This window comes from Chryseobacterium contaminans, from assembly GCF_001684955.1.
GTDB lineage: Bacteria > Bacteroidota > Bacteroidia > Flavobacteriales > Weeksellaceae > Chryseobacterium > Chryseobacterium contaminans.
Genome location: NZ_MAYF01000110.1, coordinates 1 through 5,944 on the forward strand (window position 1 = coordinate 1; position 5,944 = coordinate 5,944).

The window sequence follows — 5,944 nt, forward strand, 5'->3', positions numbered from 1 at the left end:
ACTCATTACTCATTAATCATTACTCATTACTCATTACTCATTACTCATTACTCATTACTCATAAATTCAGTGACCACACAGAATAACTATTCGGTGGACATTGAATTTTCACCCTCTTATCTCCCTGCGTCGTTGGATACCAGCTTGAATGCCCTGTAAAATCTTTGATCTGCTGATTCGTCCAATTGGTATCAATCCATCTTTCCTGCCAGTTTGATGAAGTGTTGATATAGACTACAAGTCCCGGATTTCCGTTGTAACCGTTACGTCTTGCAATGTATTCATCATTATCCGTATATAAAATAGAAGTGGTTCCTGTGGCTTTATTGTTGTGAATCCAGATCAGGTTGTTGAGTCTTTCTTTGTTTAGCCATTCTTCATAGTCTCTGTAAAAAATAGTCGGGTAACCTTCATGAGTTAAAATATAAGCATAGGCTGGCATTTTATTGTAGATAATATCCGTATCATGATTGGCAACGAAGGTTACTGCTTTGTATGGATTTCTTTTCCACATCATGTCATCATTCAATACATTCAGATTTCCGTTATCAAAAGCTTCATCCATTTTATAATAAGCAGCAAAATCGAATACGGAGCTGTTGGCATTATTAGCCCACCATTCTAAGGTATTCACATTGGAATCCCATAATTCACCTACAGAAAAACCTCCCACTTTAGAATTCCAGGTATTCACAACCCAAGGACCAAAGCCTTTCACATAATCGAATCTCCAGCCATCGAATTTCATTACATTTTTATAATATTTTGCCACTGAATCGTCTCTTCCCCACAGCCAGTCCTGAACATGAGGGTTCGCGTGGCAAAGATCCGGGAATCCGCCAAAAGCACCTTCATCATTATTTCCGTAAGCATTTTTATAAAAGTCATTGTAATTTCTCTGAAATTTTCCGGAAGCCACTCCTGAGAAATTCGTCCAGGTATTGGTTCCTGTAAACGGATTCGCTTCAGATTGCCCGCCGCTGTTATGATTGATCACAATATCGGCATACACCTGCATATTTTCTGCATGAGCCTTCGTAATCAAAGCTTCCAGTTCTGTTCTGGATCCAAATCGGGTTTCTATACTTCCGTTCTGATTGAAATTTCCGAAATCATAATAATCCGTAGGATCATATCCCATGGAATAGGCTCCGTTTTGAGCTTTTGAAGCCGGCGGAAGCCATACCGCACCAACTCCGGCATCAGACCATGCTGTTAATTTATCTTTAACGGTGTTCCACCAGTTTCCGCCGTCGGGAACATCCCAGTAAAATCCTTGCATCAAAACACTCCCACCTGGGCCTGCTACAAATTTTCCTTGTGCAGATCCGGATTCACTTCCTGTACTGAATGGCCTTCCGTCGTGCTTGGTTACATTTACTATTTTATCATGTACTTCTTCCTTTTTCATGGATTCTGTACTTAATTCATCGTTATTCTGGCATGAGCCAACAAGCGCTAAAGCCAGTAGGGAAAGAATAAAATATGCTTTTTTCATTAGAATATATAATTATCAAACTATTAACTAATTTACATTTTTATTAAAAACAAATTCAAAATAAGGAGAAATATTTTAAATTTAAATAATATTTCAATCAGAATAACATCTACCATTTTCATTAAAAAATCATAAATTTTTAAGATTCTCGAAACAATTTTTCTTTTAATCCATATATTTGCATACTATGGAATATAACACCCAAAAAACTCAGCTTCATATGCCGGAATACGGCAGAATTATACAACAGTTGGTTGAGCGCTGCAAAGAACTTCCTACCAAAGAGGAAAGGAACGAAATGGCTATGGCAATCATCGATTTTATGGGTCAGAGAAACCCACAACTTCGCGACGAAGAAAATTATAAACATAAACTTTGGGACCATCTTTATATTCTGGCAGATTATGATTTGGATGTAGACTCTCCTTATCCCTTTCCAACCATGGAACAGCTGGCAGAAAAACCTAAAAGAATGGAGTACCCAAAACTTCAGGGAGACTTTAAATTTTACGGAAAAAGTATTCTTCAGTTAATAGAAAAAGCAATTGAACTGGAAACAGGGGACGAAAAAGAAGCCCTTATTGAAGTAATTGCTAACAACATGAAGAAATCCTATAATGTTTACAATAAGGAACACGTAACGGATGATGTTATTTTCAGACATCTGAAAGAGTTGTCTGAAAACAGACTGGATCTTACAGGAATTGATTCTCTTGAAAAGAGTAAGATCTATTATACCAATAACAACAACAACCGAAGCAACAACAATAACCGAAACAGCGGTAATAACAACAATAAGAACCAACCTAACAAAAGAAGGCATAATAACAATCATAAAAACAGAAAATAATGAGTGGAACATTTCAAATAAGAGGAGGAAAAAGACTGCAGGGTGAAATAACTCCACAAGGAGCCAAAAATGAGGCTTTGCAAATTTTATGTGCAGTTCTGTTAACGGACGAGGAAGTAAGAATTAAAAATATTCCGGACATCCATGATGTAAACAGGCTGATTGAAATTCTTGGAGATTTTGGCGTAAAAGTTACTAAAAACGGCCATGGAGACTATACTTTTAAAGCTGATAAAGTAAACTTCGACTATATAAAATCCAACGAGTTTAAAAAAGACGGAGCCAAGCTTCGTGGATCAATTATGCTAATGGGCCCCATGTTAGCACGTTACGGAGAAGCTTATATGCCGACTCCGGGTGGTGACAAGATTGGAAGAAGAAGACTGGATACCCATTTCCAGGGATTGGTAGAACTTGGTGCTGAATTCCACTATGATGAGGAAGAATACTTCTATTCTTTAAAAGCAAAAGAGCTTAATGGAAAATTCATCCTATTGGAAGAAGCTTCTGTAACCGGAACAGCTAATATTGTAATGGCTGCCGTTTTAGCAAAAGGAAAAACAAGAATTTATAACGCTGCCTGCGAACCTTATCTTCAGCAATTATGCAAAATGCTGAACAGAATGGGGGCTAATATTTCAGGAATCGGATCTAACCTTCTTACGATTGAAGGAGTAGACTATTTAAGAGGTACTGAACACACAATGCTTCCTGACATGGTAGAAATCGGATCTTGGATTGGTCTTGCGGCTATGACAAAATCTGAAATTACCATCAAAAATGTAAACTGGAACCAATTGGGAGTTATTCCTAATACTTTCAGAAAACTGGGAATTCAGCTTGAGCAAAGTGGTGATGATATTTATATCCCTGCTCAGGAACATTATAAAATCCAGAAATTTATCGACGGATCTATCCTTACAATTTCTGACGCTCCATGGCCTGGATTCACGCCGGATTTATTATCTATTATCTTAGTAGTGGCTACTCAGGCTAAAGGAAGTATCCTGGTTCACCAGAAAATGTTTGAATCAAGATTATTCTTTGTGGATAAATTAATTGATATGGGCGCTCAGATCATTTTGTGCGATCCACACAGAGCAACCGTAATCGGATTAAACCAGGAAGCTCCTTTAAGAGGAACTACAATGGTTTCCCCGGATATCAGAGCCGGAAATGCCCTTCTTATTGCAGCTCTTTCTGCAGAAGGAAAATCTATTATCCACAACATCGAGCAAATCGACAGAGGATATGAAAACATCGATGGAAGATTAAAGGCAATTGGTGCTGACATCGAAAGAATCTAAACTTATTTTTATTACTATAGAGCGTTCAGAGAAATCTGAGCGCTTTTTTGTTGTCCTTCATTTTACGTAAGCTTCATCAAATCAATTTTAACTGATTATTTGTTTGTTGCCTTGGAGTTTGAAATCTTGAAAATAGAACTTTGCATTTAAGGAAGTAATAAATGTTCTTTTTATAACCACCCCGTCAAAGATTCTTTGAATTTTTGCCACCCCTCCGGAGGCGGGGAATTCTCACTCCTTCAATTGTAAGTTTTCGTAGAGAGGGAAATTTACTCTCTATTTTTTCATTTAAAAATCTGCGTAATCTGCGAGATCTGCGGGAGAAATGATTCCAAAATAAAAAGTGCCCGATAAAAAACCAGACACTTTGAGTAATTAAAACTATATGAATCTCCCCTAAGAATACTTTCTGCAGAGATACTCTACCGTTGTATTCAAAAGTTTATTTTTATTCAGATAAACTTCAAGCTGTTGATAGTCATCTGAACTTGCATTAATATATAATTGTACTGAACCAAAACTATATCCGTTTACATATTCCACGTTTGCAGACAACACTCTGTGACAAATACCTAATTGATTATGGATCGTGTTCATCAAATGTTCAAATTTCATTTTGCCATTCAACTCTATTTCCAATAACAATTCTTTTTTAGACAGGCTCAGTGTATTTTGAAAAACCTGCAGGCTTGGGTTAGATGTAATCATTGCTAAACATTTTTGGGTTAATACTCAGATCTTATTGCGTTCTGCATTTAAATCTGTCACAAAAATATAAAAAAATATTAGTCCACCAAATTAGTAGACTAATATTTTTTAAAATTTAACATTTAAAAAAAGAAGCCATCACAGCTTCTCTATCTATTTTAATTCAAATTTGGGAAAGGTATGTGGGCTGGAAGCCGGGAGCTGGAGGATGGAAGTTATTAAGTTATTAAAATCAAAAATATGTTTTCCATCACTCTTAAAAAAATAATTATTTTAGGTGTAATGGTTTTCTATTATATGTCTCATAGTAACTTCCTTTCTACCTATTCTAAAGGTCTCCTACCCTTTCTAATTTTTCTGATCCAGCTAATCCGTTGGGGTTACAACCGGGCTCTCCTTCCGGAACTTTCAGATTTTTTTTAGTGTAAAAATCCTCCCAGAATGCATTGATTCTTCCTGTTTTGGGATCTATAAACGTCATAGGTTCCAATGTAAAAATATGATCGTCCCGGAAAGCTCTTTCTACAAAATCTGAACAATAATAAGAGCCTTCATCCAAAATATAATTGAAATTATAAGGTTTCCCTAACATGGAGTTTGCTTTTTCAATAGCATCAGGAATAGACTTTTGATATTCAGGTTTCAAACGATACACCACCACATTTTGCTGGTCTTTTTTCTGATCTTCCATAAAATCTTTCAGGCTCTGTTTTTGTGAACCGCCTTTTGGAGCGGCATGCAGAACAAACATTTTACGACCGTTTTTCTTAAGAATTCCAATGTGGTCGAAAGAAGCCGCTTTATGCTTTTGGGTAACGTTATTTATAGCTCCGGACAATCCGGTTTCTTTTGCCGTAACAAAAAGTAAATCTCCGTTCTGAAGCTGTATGGAACTCTGATAGGAATTACACTGTATTAGGATTAGCATCAAAAGAGACAGTAATCCCACAATCTTTCCATTTTTAATTTTATTCTTGAAAATCATTTTAATTTCCGGTATTCTGATTGTTATTTCACCTCAAAATTACAAAATAGAAATCATTACATTTGTGGAGAATATCGAGTAACTTTCACAGTAACCCAAACCCTTTATCCACTTTTATGCCTCATATTTTACTTGTTGAAGATGATAAAAGACTTTCACGGCTTATTGGCAGAGGTCTCCTTGAACAGGATATGGATGTAAGTTTTGCCTATGATGGTGAAAAAGCGACAGAACTGGCCACTACTCAGGATTTTGACCTCATCATTACAGATATTATTGTCCCATTAAAAAACGGACTGGATTTCTGTAGGGAAATAAAAACCTCCAAGCCTCATATTCCTGTCATTATGTTAACAGCATTGGGAACTACAGATGATAAACTGGAAGGTTTTGATTCCGGTGCAGATGATTATTTAACCAAGCCATTTGAAATGCGTGAGCTGATTGCAAGGGTGAAAGTGTTAATGAAAAGATTTTCTCTGCATGCTCCCACTGAACCAATATTAAGATATGAAAATATTGAAATGGATCTGAAGCTGAAATCAATAAGCAGAAACGGAATTCCCATCAAACTTACTCCCAAGGAGTTTAACCTG

General features: G+C 36.4%; 6 protein-coding genes. 3 read left to right on the forward strand and 3 right to left on the reverse strand.

Going from position 1 to position 5,944, the window contains the following annotated elements:
* Positions 1-58: 58 nt before the first annotated feature.
* Positions 59-1,498 carry an alpha-amylase gene (locus BBH99_RS07835; protein ID WP_066694235.1) on the reverse strand — a complete coding sequence of 480 codons (1,440 nt, stop codon included), beginning with the start codon at positions 1,496-1,498 and terminating at the stop codon, positions 59-61.
* Between the two features lie 187 nt (positions 1,499-1,685).
* Here BBH99_RS07835 and BBH99_RS07840 point away from each other — a divergent pair, with 187 nt between their 5' ends.
* A complete protein-coding gene (locus BBH99_RS07840) occupies positions 1,686-2,348 on the forward strand; it encodes a DUF4290 domain-containing protein (protein ID WP_066694237.1) in 663 nt (220 codons plus the stop codon).
* Positions 2,348-3,655 carry a UDP-N-acetylglucosamine 1-carboxyvinyltransferase gene (gene murA / locus BBH99_RS07845; protein WP_066694243.1) on the forward strand — a complete coding sequence of 436 codons (1,308 nt, stop codon included), beginning with the start codon at positions 2,348-2,350 and terminating at the stop codon, positions 3,653-3,655. The genes BBH99_RS07840 and murA overlap by 1 nt, the downstream gene beginning before the upstream one ends.
* 396 nt (positions 3,656-4,051) lie before the next feature.
* On the opposite strand, the gene BBH99_RS07850 is transcribed toward murA, so the two are convergent.
* Both BBH99_RS07850 and BBH99_RS07855 read right to left on the reverse strand, forming a co-directional pair.
* The gene (locus tag BBH99_RS07850) at positions 4,052-4,363 is read right to left on the reverse strand and encodes an NIL domain-containing protein (RefSeq protein WP_066694245.1); all 312 of its coding nucleotides are present in this window, start codon (positions 4,361-4,363) and stop codon (positions 4,052-4,054) included.
* 328 nt (positions 4,364-4,691) lie between these two features.
* Positions 4,692-5,348, reverse strand: a complete 657-nt coding sequence (locus BBH99_RS07855; protein ID WP_123873068.1) for a YiiX/YebB-like N1pC/P60 family cysteine hydrolase — start codon at positions 5,346-5,348, stop codon at positions 4,692-4,694.
* A 116-nt stretch (positions 5,349-5,464) separates the two neighbouring features.
* On the opposite strand from BBH99_RS07855, the gene BBH99_RS07860 reads away from it, so the two are divergent.
* On the forward strand, positions 5,465-5,944 hold a 480-nt coding region (locus BBH99_RS07860; protein WP_066694247.1), incomplete at its 3' end, for a response regulator transcription factor.